Genomic DNA, 12587 nt, shown 5'->3' with positions numbered 1-12587 from the left:
ACGCGGCTCGTCTACCCTCCATTCAGGCAGCTGTCGAGGCTCGGTCCGTGACGAACGTCACGACGCCCGCCGGCGCCGCCAGGTAGATCCGCGCCGGGACCTCGTCCTCGTCCCCGGCCTCGAGCGCTCGGGCGAGGGCCTCGCGCTTCCCCGCGCCGCTGACCAGGACGAGGATCCTGCGCGCCGCGAGCAGCGTGCTCGTTCCCAGGCTGACGCGCGGCTCGAGCCCGCCGCCCGGCTCGACGGCGACCACGCTGGCCGCGTCGCGCACCGCGCCCGTGCCCGGGAACAGCGAGGCCGTGTGCCCGTCGTCGCCGATGCCGGCCACGATCAGGTCGAAGCGACCGCCTGGGCCGAGCTCGCAGCCGAGCGTGGCCGCGTATTCGCCCGCGTCACCCCTCATGCGAAACACGTGCGCGCTCGGGATGCCCGCCGGATCGAACAGGTCGTGCTTCGCCGCGCGGTAGTTGCTGCGCTCGTGGTCGGGCGGCACGTTGCGCTCGTCCACGAAGAACCAGCGGCAGCGCTCCACGTCGAGGCCGCTCCGGCCGAGCAAGCGATAGGTCTGTCCCGGAGTCGAGCCGCCGGAGAGCGCCACCCGGGCCACTCCGCGCTCGCGGATGGCGGCGTCGATGCTCTCGCGCATCAGCGCCGCGGCGCGCTCGGCCAGCTCCGCAGCGTCGGCGACGACCACGATCTCAGGCATTGGGCTTCCAAGTGCGGAACAGGGAGAGCGTCTCGCGCAGCAGCTGATCGGCGTTGAAGCTGCGGATCGCGCGCTCGACCAGCTCGGCGTCGTCGCGGCGCGGCGTGGCGTAGCGGCGCACCTGAGGAGGATTCCCCGGCGCGTTGACCGTCCAGGTCAGGTGCTCGCCGTCCGCGTCGCGCTCGACGCGCGCCCCCACGGGCCCCGCCGGCAGCTCGGCAGAGAGCTCCACCGAGATCATGCAACCCGGCGTGACACCTGCGCGGGCGTCGCTCTCGACGCGCACCTCGACGGGCTCGCCGCGGGCGTCGCTGAACGCGGGCCGCCAGCCCAGGCGCGCCGCGAGCCAGGCGACGAGCAGCTCGGCCTCGGCGCTGGCGCCGGCGTGATCGCGGCGCTCGGCGTGGAGCACCGAGACCGAGCGCACGCTCGCCAGGGCGGGCCGGAGCGCCGGGTCGTCGAACACGCGGGCCAGCATCTCGCGCCAGCGGCGCGTGCGGATGAACGCCAGGTCGTGGAGCTGAGCGCGGGAGCTCGCCGCGAGCTGGGCCGCGCGGGTCAGGCCCATCTCCGCGCTGTCGATCACCACCGCCCCGGCGCTCTTCGCCAGCGCGTCCAGCACCGAGGCCGGCGCCCCCGGACCGGCGAAGACGGCCGTCGGCAGCGACGACTCGACCAGCGAGTCGAGGATCGACGCGGCGCGCTTGCCCACCATGGCCCCGAAGCGCAAGGTCACGCGCTCAGCGCAGACCGCCTCGCGGGTGGTGCCCGGCTCCAGCCGGCACACCGCGGACACGTCGCCCTCGAGCGCCCAGGGCTCGAGCCGGCCGTCCACGTTGACCACGAAGGTTCGCGCGCCGAGCCGCGCCGCCACGTCCTCCAGCGTCTCCAGGAACAGGCACTCGCTCTGACCGTGGAGCGCCACCAGGTTCAGCGTGGTCGCGTGGGGTTTGGCGCTGCCGGACTCGTCGGGCTGCCAAAGCGCGCCGAGCTCCTTCTCGATGCGCGCCAGCGCGTCGCTCACGCGCGCGGTCACGGCTTGCTCCAGCGGTGCGAGCTCCGGCCGAGCATCGCGTCGGACTCGGCGGGTCCCCAGCCGCCCGCTTCGTAGCTGGTGAGCGGCGCCTCGTTCGCGCGCCAGGTGCCCAGGATGGGATCGACGAAGGACCACTGCGCCTCGACCTCGTCGTGCCTCGTGAACAGCGTGGCGTCGCCGCGCATGGCGTCGAGCAGGAGGCGCTCGTAGGCCTCGGGGCTCTCGTGACCGAAGGCGGTTCCGTAGCGGAAATCCATGGCCACGTCGCGCATCGCCACGCCCTGCCCCGGGATCTTGGTGGCGAAGCGCAGCGCGATGCCCTCGTCGGGCTGGATGCGCAAGACCAGCGAGTTCGGCTGGCGCAAGCTGAGCGCGCTGGTGTCGAAGAGCGGGTGCGGCAGCGGCTTGAAGTGCAGGACGATCTCGGTGACCCGCTTGCCCAGGCGCTTGCCCGCGCGCAAGTAGAACGGCACGTCCGCCCAGCGCCAGTTGTCCACCCGCGCTTCGATGGCCACGTAGGTCTCGACCTCGCTCGCCCTGGCCACGTCGGGCTCTTCGCGATACGCGGGCACCGCGTCGCCGCGCACCACGCCGGCGGCGTATTGGCCACGCACGGCGAAGCGGCGCACCTCCTCGACGCTGTTGATGGGCCGGAGCGCACGTAGCGCCTTGACCTTCTCGTCGCGCACCGCGTCGGCGTCCCAGGCAACGGGTGCCTCCATCGCCGTCAGCGACAGCAACTGGAGCGCGTGGTTCTGCACGATGTCGCGCATCAGGCCGGTCTGCTCGTAGAACTTGCCGCGCCCTTCCATGCCGATGTGCTCGGCCACCGTGAGCTCCACGTGCGAGACGTGGTTGCGGTTCCAGAGCGGCTCGAAGATGGTGTTGCCGAAGCGCAGGACCAACAGGTTCTGCACCGTCTCCTTGCCCAGGTAGTGGTCGATGCGGAACACCTGCCGCTCGTCCAGCAGACCGAGCAGGTCGCGGTTCAGCTGCTTCGCCGACGCCAGATCCACGCCGAAGGGCTTCTCGACGATCACGCGGGCGTAGGGCGTGCCGTCGCTGCCGGGCGGCGGGCACAGGCCCGCGTTCACCAGGTTCTGCACGATGCCGCGCACCGCGTCGGGCGGCACCGCCAGGTAGAAGGTCCGGCCACCGCGCGTGCCACGCTCGCGGTCCAGCTCCTCGAGCGTCAGCTTCAGCTTCTGGTACGCCGCAGGGTCGTCGAACGCGCCCTGCACGTAGCGCATGCCGCGCGCGAGATCGTCCCAGACCAGCGAGTCCACGGGCTTCTGCCGGGCGTACTTGTCCACCGCGCCGCGCATCTTCTCGCGCAGATCGTCGTCGCTCATCGGCCGCCGCGCAAAGCCGACCAGCGCGAATGCGCTCGGGAGCATGCGGTTCTTGGCCAGCGCATACACGCCTGGCACGAGCTTGCGACCGGTGAGGTCACCGCTCGCGCCGAAGATGACCAGCACGCAGGGATCGACACTCAGGTCCTCGAGCACACCGGCGCGCAGCGGATTCTCGGGCGGGGGAAGGGTTGCCATGAGCCCGCGATGTTACGCGCGGGAGCGCGTCTCCACACCCGCCACGAACAGCGTGAGCGCGCCGAGCGCCGTGACCCAGAGCCCGGCGAAGGTCGTGTGGTAGAGCACGCGCAGGACCTCGAAGCCGCCCCAGAGCAGGAACGCGCCGCCCACCAGCATGGCCAGCGTGCCCGCGGCCCGGCGGTCCACCCAGGCCAAGAGGCCGGCGAGGAGCGCGCCCACCGGCAGCAGGTACAGCAGGTAGTAGAGCGCGCCCCGGTCCTTGGCGAAGGAAATCACCTGCCAGCCGTTCACGAAGAAGCCGGCTCCGAAGCCGCGCAGCCCGAACCAGCCCAGGCAGAAGCCCGCCACCACCAGCACCGCGCCGATCAGCACCCAGACGTTTCGCAGTTTCATGCCCGGTTCCTACGCCCGGGCACCGACAATGTGCCCGAATTAGTTCTGCATGTTTCGATAAGCAGTGCTAATTGACTAGGATGCAGCTCCACCGCCTGGAGGGCTTCTTCCACGTGGCACGGGAGCGTGGTTATGCCCGCGCCGCGCGGGCGTTTCCCTACCCGATCACCCAGCCGGCGGTGCACCAGCAGGTGCGGAAGCTCGAGCAGGAGCTCGGCGTCTCGCTGTTCGAGCGGGTGGCCAAGGACCAGGTTCGTCTCACCGCCGCCGGCGAGCGCCTGTTCGAGTTCTGCGCGCCGTTCTTCGAGCAGATCTCGCTCGTCGCCGACTCGATCCGCAGCGCACGCTTCGGCGGCACGTTGCGCGTGGACACCTCGGGGCTGGTGACCCGGCAGCTGTTGCCCGAGTTCCTGCGCGCGCTCCGTGACGCACGCCCGGACATCCACGTGGACATCGAAGACGTCGCGCTGACGGATCTCACTCGCCTCGCGAACGGCGACTGCCACCTGATCGTGGACTACTGCGAGCGCGTCCCTGCGGGCTGCGAGTCGCGCCGCGTGGCCACGAGTCACTCGTACCTCGTGGTGCCCGCCGGTCACCGGAGTGACCTCGCCTCGCTGCGCCGCGCGGCGTTCGTCAGCTACCACCCGTCGCTGCCGCACCACGCCGTACAGATGGAAGCGGTGCGCCGCCACATCGGTGTGCCCGCGCGCACGATCTCGGCGAGCGGTGTGGACGCCATCCTGGCGTTCGTACGCGCCGGCCTCGGCTTCTCGGTGATCCCCTGGCTCGAGCCGAGCGGCCCCGTGCTCGACGGGGTGGTGGCCCAACGTCAGCAAGGCCCCGGCACGTCGTTCCCGATCCGTGCAGTCTGGCGCGCGGGCCTGAGCCACCCGCTGGTCGAGGCGGCCCTCGCGCACTTGCCCGAGCGCTGATCCGGTTGACGGCATCGGTGCATCTGCGCAACCCTCCACGAGCGGAGGTATCGGGATGCGAAGGTGGCTCGCGACGCTGGTGTTTCTTGGGGCTTCGAGCGCCGCAGTCGGCGCCGCCGCGCAGGGCGCGGAGCCGCCGCCTCCTCCACCGCCGCCGCCGCCAGCTGGCGAGCCCCCGCCCCCACCGCCACCGTCCACGGTAGCGCCCGCGCCGGCGCCCGCGCCGCCACCCGGACAAGCTCCCCCGCCGGGCGCCTACGGCCAGCCGGGTGCGCCGCCGCCCCAGGGCGCGCCACCACCCGGCTATTACGGCTATCCGCCGCAGGCTGGGCCGCCACCGCCGCCGCCGCCGGCGAAAGAGGGCGTGCACGAGCACGATGGGTTCTTCCTGCGCTTCGGCATCGGCTACGCGTACGCGAACGTCGCCGTCAAGGTGAAGGAGCCGGACACCGGAGAGGAAGCCACCCTCAAGGGTAGCGGCATCGGCATCGGCTTGGCGATGATCGGGGGAACGGTCGCCCCGGGCTTCGTGCTCGGCGGCGCGCTCCTGGGCCACGGCTTCAGCGAGCCGGACTTCGAGGTGACGGACGCGGCCGGTAACAAGCGGGACGTGGACACCACGGACGAGACGCTCACGTTCTCGGTGATCGGCCTGTTCGGCCAATACTACTTCGACCCCAATTCGGGCGGATACTTGCAGGCGCTGATCGGCTTCGGCCAGCTCGACGACGGCGACGACGACGACCCCGACGACGAAGAGCGCCCGAGCGGCGCCGTGTTCGGCATCGGCGGCGGCTATGACTTCTGGGTCGGCGAGCAGTGGAGCATCGGACCAGAGCTCCGGCTCATGTACGCCCCGCTCAAGTACGAGCGAACGGTCAGCCTGGGCGGCGTCTCGGCGACGACCAAGCAGGACTGGAACACCACGGTCGTCTCACTGATGTTCACCGCCACCATGCACTGACGGCTCAGCCCTCGACCAGCACGAAGGTCCCGCCGCCCATGCCGTAGGCCTGCACGGTGTCCCAGCCGGCGGGCAAGTCGGGCGCGACCCAGTCGAAGGTGCGCTTGGCGTCGATGGGCGACAGGTTGATGCAGCCGCCGCTCATGCGCTCGCCGAAGTTCTCGTGCCAGTAGCTGGCGTGGATCGCGTACGGGCGCTTGAAGTAGATGGTCCAGGGCACGTCCGCGATCCAGAAGTCGCTGCTCTCGGTGCTCATGCTCGAGAAGTGGTGCTTGCTCTCGACGAAGTAGCGCCCGTAGGGCGTCGCGTCGGTCTTGCCGGGCGAGATCAGCGTGGTGAAGACGGGCTTCGGCCCCTCGTACAGGGTCAGCGTGCCGCGGTTCACCCGCACGTGGATCCACTTGCCGGTGCCCTTGACCTCCCAGGGCGGCTTCGGTCGCGCCTCGACCAGCGTAGCGTCGCTCCGCTCGATGTAGACGCCGGGCTCCCGGGTCTCCAGGAAGCGCTGCTTGCCGCTCTTCTCTTCGCGGCCCGTGAGCGCCACGTGCGTCCGGAGCGGCCAGCTCTCACCGCTGCGCTCGAAGCCCTGCTCGGTCTTCCTCCACTTCGGGCGCGCCTGCTTGCGCATCCAGGCGATGGGCAGCTCGACGTCCGAGCCGAGCTCGACGCCGCGGAACTCCGAGACGCGGAAGCGCTTGAGCCCCCGGGCGGGCACTACGCTCATGTCGGTGGACAAGACCCAGGTCTCGCCGAAGGCCTCGAACGCGCGGGTGTAGGCCAGCATGTTGCCCGCCGGGAACTTCTTGAAGAACACGCCCTTCGGCTCGCCCCAGGGCGTGGGAACCTGCCCGCCGTCGCGCAGGAAGTCGGGAATGGGACCGTTAGGCGCGATCGGCTCGAGTTCCGCGAGCTCGTCGTGGCCCGCGTTCCAACCCTTCATCTTCGGGCGCTCCCGCGCGCCGGTCCGCCACAGCATCTTCTCGGGCGGCAGCGGTTTGGTCAGCAGCGGCGTGCCGACGCTCAGCGCGTACTGGTACGGCATCACCCCGGGCGCCGGCTCGGTCCAGATCCCCGCCTGCATCCAGCGCGACTGCATGTCGAGGGTCGCGCGTGGTCCAGCGCACACGTAGCCCCCTTCCACGCTCACGAAGCGCGGGCACGAACCGTTCCCCGGCAAGAGCTCCGCCGAGGTCAGCGGCAAGCTGCCGCCAATGCGGATGCTGCCGAGCGGCAGCGAGCCCGAGCGCGGAGCGGGCTGAATCCAGGTGCCCCAGCCGATGGAGCCGACGGCGCTGCCGGCTGCCGGGGGCGCCGCCCTCGGGTAGCCCTCGCCGAAGTACTCCGCGAGGCTCGGCGTGCTCACCGGGGCCGCAACCGCTTCCTGCACGCCGGCGCGCGCCGCCGCGGGCGCCTCGACCGGCGCGGGGCTCGTGCTCGTGGGCGACGAGCGCACGCCGGGCTCGTGGTTGGCAGCACATGCCACCACGATGGCCGCTCCAGCCAAGACCACGCGCCGCATCCGGCGAATTGTCTCGCGGCGGCGGCGCGGGATCCAGAAACGGGCCTCCGTGCCCGGCGTCTGTCAGAATTCGCGGGCTTCCCCCCATGCGCGTCACCTTCGGAGCGCTCGCCGCGTTGCTCGGCGGGCTCGTCGGCTGCGCGGAGCGCGCGGAGAAACCCGCGGGCGCCGACGCGCAGATCTCCATCCCCGAGCCGAGCGCGGCGCCGGCCGCCGAGCCCCTGCCCGAGGCGGCCCCGGCGAAGAGCGACCGCCTGGTGGTGCTGGTGGGCGGCGACGTGAACCTGGGCCGGGGGGCGGGGCAGGCCATCCTGAAGGATCCGAAATACGATCCCTTCCACGCCATCGCGCCGCTCCTCGCGAGCGCGGATCTGCGCATGGTCAACCTGGAGTCCCAGCTCAGCGAACAGAACGGGCAGACCCAGCACCCGGTGAACCACCTGGTGTTCACCGGGCCGCCGGGAGGCGCCGACGTGCTGGCGCGCGCCGGCATCCAGCTGGTCTCGCTCGCGAACAACCACGCCTGGGACTACGGCAAGAGCGCCTTCTTGCAGACCCTCGACAACCTGGAGCGCGCGGGCGTGCGCTACGCCGGCGCCAGCCGCGAGCCCTCGCGCATGTACGAGCCCACGGTGCTCAGCGCCAAGGGCTGGAGCGTGGCCGTGTTCGGCGTCACCGACATCTGGAACCAAGGGCCCATCCAGGAGCACGAGGGGCGAAACCACATCGCCTGGGCGGCCTTCAAGCTCCTGAAGGAGCCGCTCGAGAAGGCCCGGAAGGAGCACGACCTGGTGCTTCTGCACTACCACGGCGGCGGCGAGTACCAGGACGTGCCGATGCAGTGGACGCGAACCTTCGTCGCGCAGGTGATGGGGGCCGGCGTCGACGCGTTCTTCGGTCACCATCCCCACGTGCCCCACGGCGTGGCGTGGCACGGAGACAAGCCCGCGTTCTACAGCCTCGGCAACTTGGTCTTCGCCATGCACAGCGACTACCCTTGGACCGGAACCAGCTTCATGGCCCGCGTCACGTTCCACGCCGACGGCCGCCTCGAAGCCGAGGCCTGCCCGTATCACATCCTCGGCCACGTCCCGATGCCGTTCGAGGGCAAGACGCAGCCGGCGCGAGAGCGGACCTTCACCCACCACCTGCAGCAGGTCTCGGCGGCCACCGGCGGCACCAACGTGGGCGCGCCGGGCGAGCTCTCCTGTCTGCCGCTCAGCCCGCGGCCCAAGAAGGAGCGCAAGTGAAGCGCGCGCTGGTCGCGCTGCTCTTCGTCGCCGGGTGCGGGTCTGGCGGACACGACTCGCCGGTGCCGTCGGCGAGCGCCTCGCCCAAGCCGGTCGCCGCGCCGGCGCCGGCTCCGCCGGCCGCGCCGAGCTGCGCCCCCGGCTGCAACTCCCTCGAGCGCTGCGAAGCGGGGCGCTGCCTGCCGGCCTGCGGCGAAGGCGAGGTCTACGTGCCGGCCACGGGCCCCGGCGGCTTCGAGATGGGCCGCGGACCGCGCGGCGCCCAGGACCAGAAGCACGTCGTGGTGCTGAGCAGGCCGTTCTGCATGGACGCCACGGAGGTGACCGTCGCCGCGTACAAGCGCTGCGTCGCCGCGGGCACCTGCACCATCCCTCAGCTCAACGACCAGAACAGCAACTACCGCGAGGAGTTCCACCGCGACGATCACCCGATCAACATGGTGAACTTCGGCCAGGCCAAGCACTACTGCGAGAGCCAGGGCAAGGCGCTGCCCACCGAGGCGCAGTTCGAGTGGGCCGCGGGCCACGGCGACGGCCGCAAGTACCCTTGGGGTGAGGCCGAGCCGAGCTGTGAGCTCGCCGACTTCACTCCGGGTGGCTCGCCCAAGACGGATCCGGCGGGCGACGTCGGCTGCCACGGCGGCGGCACCAGCAAGGTGAAGGCGCATCCCGCCGGCAGGACCAGCTGGCCGAACGGCGACATCTTCGATCTGGGCGGCAACCTCTGGGAGTGGACCAACGACTGCTACCTGCCCTACCCCAGCGAGAAGGTCGTGGACCCGAGCCCGCAGACGCACCCGAACATCCCCGGTGACTGCTACGTGCGCGCGCTCCGCGGCGGCGGCTGGAACCGCAGCAAAGAAGCGCTGAAGGTGGCCTGGCGCGCGGGCTCGAAGAAGACCTATCGCGTGCCGGGGCTCGGCTTCCGCTGCGTCAGGAACGCTTCCTGAGCGCTCAGATCTCCGCGGCGCGCTGGAAGGCCGCCGCGATCAACAGCGCGAGCACCATCAGGAAGACCAGGAACCCGGTCGTCAACAAGAGCACGCCGAAGACCTTGTGCAGCTCGCGTACGGCGGTCGCCAGCGCGTTCTTGTCGGACCAGCGGGCCTTGGCGGCCTGGGACAGGGCGTGCGCCGCGCGGCCCAGGAGCACGCCGAGCCAGACGTTCGCCGCGCCGATGGGCGCGACGTAGAGCAAGACGCCCACGTCCACGCGTCCGGTGAACGCCACCAGGACCAGCACCAGTGCCAGCGCGCCGGCGGCGAGGCTCAGCTTGCCCAAGATCCCGGCCCGCGCCGCGAAGCTCTCCAGGAGGATCACGTCGGCCTCCGCCGCCGCGCCGCCGATCAAGGGATCGGGGATGGGCGCAGCCTCGTCCCCGTCGGCGGCCGCCACGGGTTTGTCGTCGGACGCTTCGTCGCTCATGGGAGGATCAGCTCGCGGCGTCGTCCTCGAGCTGGTCGAGGATCTGTCCGGCGCGTTCCTCGGAGATGCCGAACCACTCAGCGAGCTGGTTGATCAGCGCGTTCTCCTCGTCGGCGATCTCCTCGTCCGCCAGCGCAACCGCCGCGGCCAGCGCGAAGGCGCCCTCGGCCTCGCTGGGCTCCTCGGCGATCTCCTCGGCGATCTCCTGAAGGCGAGCGTCGCGGCCCTGCTCCGCCAGGCGCTTCTGGTAGTTCTCGATCATCACGTTGATGGTGCCGCTGCGGAGCAAGTTGTCGCTCAGCCCGCGGATGGCACCGCGCACCACGTCGCGCTCGGCCTCCTCGATCTTGCCGTCCGCGCTCATCATCAGGAACATGGTCTCCGCCAGGGGATCGATGCGCGACAGCGCCATCGTCTCCTCTTGGCTGAGCAGACCCTCGCGCGTCAGCGTCTCGTAGGCGGGAGACAGCACCATGGTGGGCCGACGGCCGCTCGCGAGCAGGGCATCTCGAAGGCGCGTGATGGTGCCGGTCTCGATCTTCATGGGCATGGACGCTACACGGTCGAAGAACCGCGATCCAGGGCCTGGCGACGCATGCGATCCGCACGCGCAACCCTCAGGGAGTCAGCGCGCGCGGGCCTCCGCCGGCACGAACACCAGCGTGCCGGCGCCCAGGCGCACCCGGTGGCCGCGCCAGACTACGTGACGCTTGAGCGGCGCGCGGAACCACACGAACAGCATGAACAGCTCGCGCAGCGGCGAGAGCAGCGCCGGCAGCCAGGCGTGCTTGTAGCCGCGCAAGGCGACCCAGCCGCCGACGTCGCGCAGCGCGAGCAGGGTCAGCGCCCAGGTGACGGCCGCGGCGGGTCCCAAGAGCCAGATGGCCAGCGGCAGGACCGCCAGCGGGCTGGTCAGCGGCTCGACCAGCTGCGCCGCCGGGCGCAGGCGCGAGCGCAGCATGGCCCAGCGCTGCTGGCGCTGCACGAAGCCGCGCACGCTCATGCCCCGGGTCACGTTGTCCAGCACCGTCGGCGCGATGCGCACGCGGTAGCCGCCGTGCTGGAACAGCTTGCCCATCACGTAGTCCTCGGCGAGCACGTCCGCGACCCGGCGGAAGCCGCCGAGCTCATCGAACATGCGACGCGAGAACAGCATGCTCTTGCCGATGATCAGCGCGTCGCCGAGCAAGGTCGGCAGCGCGGTGCCGGCGGCGCAGAAGCCGTTCAGCTGCACGTTCTCCAAGGCCGAGCCCAGGCCGTCCTCGCCGGTGCCGGCGAACAGGTTGGTGACCAGGCCGTTCTTCGGGTCGGCCAGCAGGGTCTCGACCATCTCGGAGACGTAGTGCGCCGGCGCGCGCACGTTGCTGTCGCTGATCAGGAGCAGGTCGTGAGAGGCGTGGGGCAACATGCCGAGCAGGTTGTCCACCTTGGGGTTGATGGCGGTCCCACCCGTGTGAACCACCAGCTTCACGTTCGACGCGGGGTAGCGGGCCGCGAGCTCGCGCACCACCTCGATGGCCGGGTCGTTCGGGCTCTGCACGCCGAACACCAGCTCGAGGTTCGGGTGATCTTGCAGGAAGAAACTCTCCAGGTTGGCGGAGAGGCCCGCGTCTTTGCCGCACAGCGGCTTGAGCACGCTCACGGGCGGCAGCGCGCGAGCGCGTCCGGCGCGCTCCTCGGCTGCCAGCCCGTCGAAACGACTGGTGGAGAACGGATCCTCGATCCGGCTGGCGAGGCTCTCGGGGAGGCGCTGCCCACGGGTCGCGCGGATCACCGAGAGCGTCCCGAGCAGCGTCCACGCGGTGCAGAGACCGGTCAGCGCGAAGGCAACGGTGTTCATGACGACTCCTGGGTTCGGGTCCGGAAGATCAACGACCAGAGCGGCAGGCAGAAGGCGAAGTAGACGAGGTTGGTGGTGAGCAGGCGCAGCGGCAGGTAGGGCAGCTTGGTCAGCGTGACCGCGAGATCGAAGAGCACGATGTTCGCGACGAAGCCGAGCGACTCCACGCCCAGGAACTGCGCACCCTGGCGCAGCCAGTCGCGCGAGCGATCCCCGAACGCGAACCACTTGTTGCCCACGAATTGAACCGCGATGCCGAGCGCCAGCGCGGGCACGCTGGCGACGCGCGGCGAGAGGCCGAAGCCGCTGACGAGCACGCCGAGCGCGACCAGATCCGTCGCCGTCGCGAGGAGGCCGATGGTCGCGCTGCGCGCCACCACCCAGAGGCCGTTGATGAATGTCGGATTGACCACGCCCAAGAGCCAAGCCAGGCCCGTGCCATTGGCGCGCCCGAGCAAATCCGCCGACTTGGCGGCATGCGCGAAGCCGGCTACCGCGAAGCGCCTTACACGACTGGTTGAACCACTTCGCGGCGACGGTGTATGCCTAGCTCGCAGGAGCGAGCAGCGCGACCGCCACCAGCGCCAGCGCCGCGCCCAGCCACTGCCGGGGCGTCAGCCGCTCGCCGAGCACGAGCAACGCGAGCGCGACGGACACGAGCGGGTAGAGCGCGGTGGTGACCGACACCACGCTGACGGGCAGGCGCGCCGCGGCGCGGTAGTAGAACGCCATGCCCGTCGTCGCGGCGATGCCCGCGAGGGCCGCGAACAGCACGCCCTTCGGTTGGAAGCTCGGCGCGAGCGAGCCGCGGGTGGCGCCGTAACCCAAGAGACACACCACCGAACCGAGCTGTTGATAGAAGAGCGCGCTGAACGCGTCCGGCAGGTGCTTCACCGCGAGCTTGGGCAGAAACGCCCAGAAGCCCCAGCAGACGAGGGTGATGACGGCGTGGATCCACGGCATGCG

General features: G+C 70.9%; 14 protein-coding genes. 4 read left to right on the top strand and 10 right to left on the bottom strand.

The genetic code is table 11. The features are described from left to right. Positions 1-22: 22 nt before the first annotated feature. Genes pgl through HS104_04390 form a run of 4 tightly spaced genes read right to left on the bottom strand, consistent with a single transcriptional unit; the run spans position 23 to position 3688 of the window. On the bottom strand, positions 23-706 hold the full coding sequence (gene pgl / locus HS104_04405) for a 6-phosphogluconolactonase (GenBank protein ID MBE7479221.1): 684 nt from the start codon (positions 704-706) through the stop codon (positions 23-25). Next, positions 699-1742: a glucose-6-phosphate dehydrogenase assembly protein OpcA gene (locus tag HS104_04400; protein MBE7479220.1), complete on the bottom strand. Its 1044-nt coding sequence runs from the start codon at positions 1740-1742 to the stop codon at positions 699-701. Before HS104_04400 ends, pgl begins: the two co-directional genes overlap by 8 nt. After that, on the bottom strand, positions 1739-3292 hold the full coding sequence (zwf, locus tag HS104_04395; protein ID MBE7479219.1) for a glucose-6-phosphate dehydrogenase: 1554 nt from the start codon (positions 3290-3292) through the stop codon (positions 1739-1741). The genes HS104_04400 and zwf overlap by 4 nt, the downstream gene beginning before the upstream one ends. A gap of 12 nt (positions 3293-3304) precedes the next feature. Further along, entirely contained in the window at positions 3305-3688 is a 384-nt protein-coding gene (locus HS104_04390) for a hypothetical protein (protein ID MBE7479218.1), read from the bottom strand. An 80-nt stretch (positions 3689-3768) separates the two neighbouring features. Here HS104_04390 and HS104_04385 point away from each other — a divergent pair, with 80 nt between their 5' ends. Together HS104_04385 and HS104_04380 are read left to right on the top strand one after the other, a co-directional pair. Next, the gene (locus tag HS104_04385; GenBank protein ID MBE7479217.1) at positions 3769-4623 is read left to right on the top strand and encodes a LysR family transcriptional regulator; all 855 of its coding nucleotides are present in this window, start codon (positions 3769-3771) and stop codon (positions 4621-4623) included. A 55-nt stretch (positions 4624-4678) separates the two neighbouring features. Continuing rightward, a complete protein-coding gene (locus tag HS104_04380) occupies positions 4679-5587 on the top strand; it encodes an autotransporter domain-containing protein (protein ID MBE7479216.1) in 909 nt (302 codons plus the stop codon). A gap of 4 nt (positions 5588-5591) precedes the next feature. Here the strand turns inward: HS104_04380 and HS104_04375 are convergent, their stop codons facing one another. Next, a complete protein-coding gene (locus HS104_04375) occupies positions 5592-7106 on the bottom strand; it encodes a L,D-transpeptidase (protein MBE7479215.1) in 1515 nt (504 codons plus the stop codon). 86 nt (positions 7107-7192) lie between these two features. On the opposite strand from HS104_04375, the gene HS104_04370 reads away from it, so the two are divergent. Together HS104_04370 and HS104_04365 are read left to right on the top strand one after the other, a co-directional pair. Beyond that, positions 7193-8356 carry a CapA family protein gene (locus tag HS104_04370; GenBank protein MBE7479214.1) on the top strand — a complete coding sequence of 388 codons (1164 nt, stop codon included), beginning with the start codon at positions 7193-7195 and terminating at the stop codon, positions 8354-8356. Then, on the top strand, positions 8353-9306 hold the full coding sequence (locus HS104_04365) for an SUMF1/EgtB/PvdO family nonheme iron enzyme (GenBank protein MBE7479213.1): 954 nt from the start codon (positions 8353-8355) through the stop codon (positions 9304-9306). The genes HS104_04370 and HS104_04365 overlap by 4 nt, the downstream gene beginning before the upstream one ends. A gap of 4 nt (positions 9307-9310) precedes the next feature. Here HS104_04365 and HS104_04360 read toward each other — a convergent pair whose 3' ends face one another. The 5 genes from HS104_04360 to HS104_04340 form a co-directional block, all read right to left on the bottom strand. After that, on the bottom strand, positions 9311-9781 hold the full coding sequence (locus tag HS104_04360; GenBank protein MBE7479212.1) for a hypothetical protein: 471 nt from the start codon (positions 9779-9781) through the stop codon (positions 9311-9313). A 7-nt stretch (positions 9782-9788) separates the two neighbouring features. Next, a complete protein-coding gene (locus HS104_04355) occupies positions 9789-10325 on the bottom strand; it encodes a TerB family tellurite resistance protein (GenBank protein MBE7479211.1) in 537 nt (178 codons plus the stop codon). A gap of 81 nt (positions 10326-10406) precedes the next feature. Continuing rightward, positions 10407-11621 carry a glycosyltransferase gene (locus tag HS104_04350; GenBank protein MBE7479210.1) on the bottom strand — a complete coding sequence of 405 codons (1215 nt, stop codon included), beginning with the start codon at positions 11619-11621 and terminating at the stop codon, positions 10407-10409. Continuing rightward, on the bottom strand, positions 11618-12034 hold the full coding sequence (locus tag HS104_04345; protein ID MBE7479209.1) for a GtrA family protein: 417 nt from the start codon (positions 12032-12034) through the stop codon (positions 11618-11620). Before HS104_04345 ends, HS104_04350 begins: the two co-directional genes overlap by 4 nt. A gap of 133 nt (positions 12035-12167) precedes the next feature. After that, the gene (locus HS104_04340) at positions 12168-12584 is read right to left on the bottom strand and encodes an EamA family transporter (protein ID MBE7479208.1); all 417 of its coding nucleotides are present in this window, start codon (positions 12582-12584) and stop codon (positions 12168-12170) included. Positions 12585-12587 lie beyond the last annotated feature (3 nt).

It is taken from the genome of Polyangiaceae bacterium (assembly GCA_015075635.1).
Taxonomy (GTDB): Bacteria; Myxococcota_A; Polyangia; order Polyangiales; family Polyangiaceae; genus JADJKB01.
This window is presented reverse-complemented; position numbering and strand designations above follow the sequence as displayed.

Excerpts from the sequence above, each read along its gene's own strand:
- pgl (MBE7479221.1), bottom strand. The coding sequence starts at position 706 with ATGCCTGAGATCGTGGTCGTCGCCGACGCTGCGGAGCTGGCCGAGCGC.
- zwf (MBE7479219.1), bottom strand. The coding sequence starts at position 3,292 with ATGGCAACCCTTCCCCCGCCCGAGAATCCGCTGCGCGCCGGTGTGCTC.
- HS104_04390 (MBE7479218.1), bottom strand. The coding sequence starts at position 3,688 with ATGAAACTGCGAAACGTCTGGGTGCTGATCGGCGCGGTGCTGGTGGTG.
- HS104_04385 (MBE7479217.1), top strand. The coding sequence starts at position 3,769 with ATGCAGCTCCACCGCCTGGAGGGCTTCTTCCACGTGGCACGGGAGCGT.
- HS104_04380 (MBE7479216.1), top strand. The coding sequence starts at position 4,679 with ATGCGAAGGTGGCTCGCGACGCTGGTGTTTCTTGGGGCTTCGAGCGCC.
- HS104_04375 (MBE7479215.1), bottom strand. The coding sequence starts at position 7,106 with ATGCGGCGCGTGGTCTTGGCTGGAGCGGCCATCGTGGTGGCATGTGCT.
- HS104_04370 (MBE7479214.1), top strand. The coding sequence starts at position 7,193 with ATGCGCGTCACCTTCGGAGCGCTCGCCGCGTTGCTCGGCGGGCTCGTC.
- HS104_04360 (MBE7479212.1), bottom strand. The coding sequence starts at position 9,781 with ATGAGCGACGAAGCGTCCGACGACAAACCCGTGGCGGCCGCCGACGGG.
- HS104_04355 (MBE7479211.1), bottom strand. The coding sequence starts at position 10,325 with ATGAAGATCGAGACCGGCACCATCACGCGCCTTCGAGATGCCCTGCTC.
- HS104_04350 (MBE7479210.1), bottom strand. The coding sequence starts at position 11,621 with ATGAACACCGTTGCCTTCGCGCTGACCGGTCTCTGCACCGCGTGGACG.
- HS104_04340 (MBE7479208.1), bottom strand. The coding sequence starts at position 12,584 with ATGCCGTGGATCCACGCCGTCATCACCCTCGTCTGCTGGGGCTTCTGG.